The 2,718-nt window shown below is 55.8% G+C and carries 1 rRNA gene; it reads right to left on the bottom strand.

Annotated elements, in window-relative coordinates:
- Positions 1–40: 40 nt before the first annotated feature.
- Positions 41–2,718: ribosomal RNA gene (locus ABZX11_RS48110) — 23S ribosomal RNA — on the bottom strand; the annotation flags it as partial.

Genomic DNA, 2,718 nt, shown 5'->3' with positions numbered 1-2,718 from the left:
GTGGTGTTTCAGAACCGTAGAGTGGATGCGTAACATCTTTGTAGGCAAGTCCTCGGCCTATTAGTACCAGTCAACTCGACAACACATTACTGTGCTTCCATTTCTGGCCTATCAACCCAATGGTCTGTTGGGGGCCTTAACCCACAAAGGGGTGGGATACCTCATCTTGGAACAGGCTTCCCGCTTAGATGCCTTCAGCGGTTATCCCTTCCGAACGTGGCCAACCAGCCATGCCCTTGGCAGAACAACTGGCACACCAGAGGTTCGTCCGTCCCGGTCCTCTCGTACTAGGGACAGCCTTCCTCAAGTATCCTACGCGCGCGGCGGATAGGGACCGAACTGTCTCACGACGTTCTAAACCCAGCTCGCGTGCCGCTTTAATGGGCGAACAGCCCAACCCTTGGGACCTACTCCGGCCCCAGGATGCGACGAGCCGACATCGAGGTGCCAAACCATGCCGTCGATATGGACTCTTGGGCAAGATCAGCCTGTTATCCCCGGGGTACCTTTTATCCGTTGAGCGACACCCCTTCCACCAGGAGGTGCCGGATCACTAGTCCCGACTTTCGTCCCTGCTCGACATGTCTGTCTCACAGTCAAGCTCCCTTGTGCACTTGCACTCAACACCTGATTGCCAACCAGGCTGAGGGAACCTTTGGGCGCCTCCGTTACCCTTTAGGAGGCAACCGCCCCAGTTAAACTACCCATCAGGCACTGTCCCTGAACCAGATCATGGCCCGAGGTTCAGATTCCCAATTCGACCAGAGTGGTATTTCAACAACGACTCCACCACAACTAGCGTTGCAGCTTCACAGTCTCCCACCTATCCTACACAAGCCGAACCGAAAACCAATACCAAACTATAGTAAAGGTCCCGGGGTCTTTCCGTCCTGCCGCGCGTAACGAGCATCTTTACTCGTAGTGCAATTTCGCCGGGCCTGTGGTTGAGACAGCCGGAAAGTCGTTACGCCATTCGTGCAGGTCGGAACTTACCCGACAAGGAATTTCGCTACCTTAGGATGGTTATAGTTACCACCGCCGTTTACTGGCGCTTAAATTCTCAGCTTCACCCCCGAAGGAGTTAACCGGTCCTCTTAACGTTCCAGCACCGGGCAGGCGTCAGTCCATATACATCGTCTTGCGACTTCGCATGGACCTGTGTTTTTAGTAAACAGTCGCTTTCCGCTGGTCTCTGCGGCCACCCACCCCTAGCCCGAGAAGAGCTTCAGGATGTTTGGCCCCCCTTCTCCCGAAGTTACGGGGGCATTTTGCCGAGTTCCTTAACCACAGTTCACCCGATCGCCTTGGTATTCTCTACCTGACCACCTGTGTTGGTTTGGGGTACGGGCCGTGCATGCACTCACTAGAGGCTTTTCTCGGCAGCATAGGATCACTCTACTTCGCCTCAAACGGCTACACATCACGTCTCAGCCTCATGGAACACGGATTTGCCTATGTTCCGGCCTACACGCTTATACCAGGACAACCATCGCCTGGCGGAGCTACCTTCCTGCGTCACCCCATCGCTTGACTACTACGAAATCAGGTCCCACGCTCCACAATGCCAACTAGGCCCGAAGGCTTCGCCGGCACGCTTCGGGTGGTTAGTATCAAACGCCTCGTCATGGGCGCACATGCTCGGGTACGGGAATATCAACCCGTTGTCCATCGACTACGCCTGTCGGCCTCGCCTTAGGTCCCGACTTACCCTGGGCGGATTAGCCTGGCCCAGGAACCCTTGGTCATCCGGCGGCAGAGTTTCTCACTCTGCATTCGCTACTCATGCCTGCATTCTCACTCCCACACCCTCCACCGCTAGCTTCCGCCACGGCTTCCCTGGGTGCAGGACGCTCCCCTACCCATCAACACGACTACACACAAACCTCAAGGGCCCGCATGGATCTATTGTGTCAATGACACAGCTTCGGCGGTGTGCTTAAGCCCCGCTACATTGTCGGCGCAGGACCACTTGACCAGTGAGCTATTACGCACTCTTTCAAGGGTGGCTGCTTCTAAGCCAACCTCCTGGTTGTCTGGGCAATCCCACATCCTTTCCCACTGAGCACACACTTAGGGGCCTTAGCTGGTGTTCTGGGCTGTTTCCCTCTCGACGACGAAGCTTATCCCCCGCCGTCTCACTGCCACGCTCTCACTAACCGGTATTCGGAGTTTGGTTGATTTCGGTAACCCGGTAAGGCCCCTAGACCATCCAGTAGCTCTACCCCCGGCAAGAAACACGTGACGCTGCACCTAAATGCATTTCGGGGAGAACCAGCTATCACGGAGTTTGATTGGCCTTTCACCCCTACCCACAGCTCATCCCCTCAGTTTTCAACCTAAGTGGGTTCGGGCCTCCACGACGTCTTACCGTCGCTTCACCCTGGCCATGGGTAGATCACTCCGCTTCGGGTCTAGACCACGCGACTACAATCGCCCTATTCAGACTCGCTTTCGCTACGGCTACCCCACACGGGTTAACCTCGCCACGCAGCACTAACTCGCAGGCTCATTCTTCAAAAGGCACGCCATCACCCAAAGGCTCTGACGGCTTGTAGGCACACGGTTTCAGGTACTCTTTCACTCCCCTCCCGGGGTACTTTTCATCTTTCCCTCACGGTACTCGTCCGCTATCGGTCTTCAGGAAGTATTTAGGCTTACCGGGTGGTCCCGGCAGATTCACAGCAAATTCCACGAGCTCGCTGCTACTCGGGAACACCA

Source organism: Amycolatopsis sp. NPDC004169 (genome assembly GCF_040610315.1).
In the GTDB taxonomy this organism is placed as follows: Bacteria; Actinomycetota; Actinomycetes; order Mycobacteriales; family Pseudonocardiaceae; genus Amycolatopsis.
This window is presented reverse-complemented; position numbering and strand designations above follow the sequence as displayed.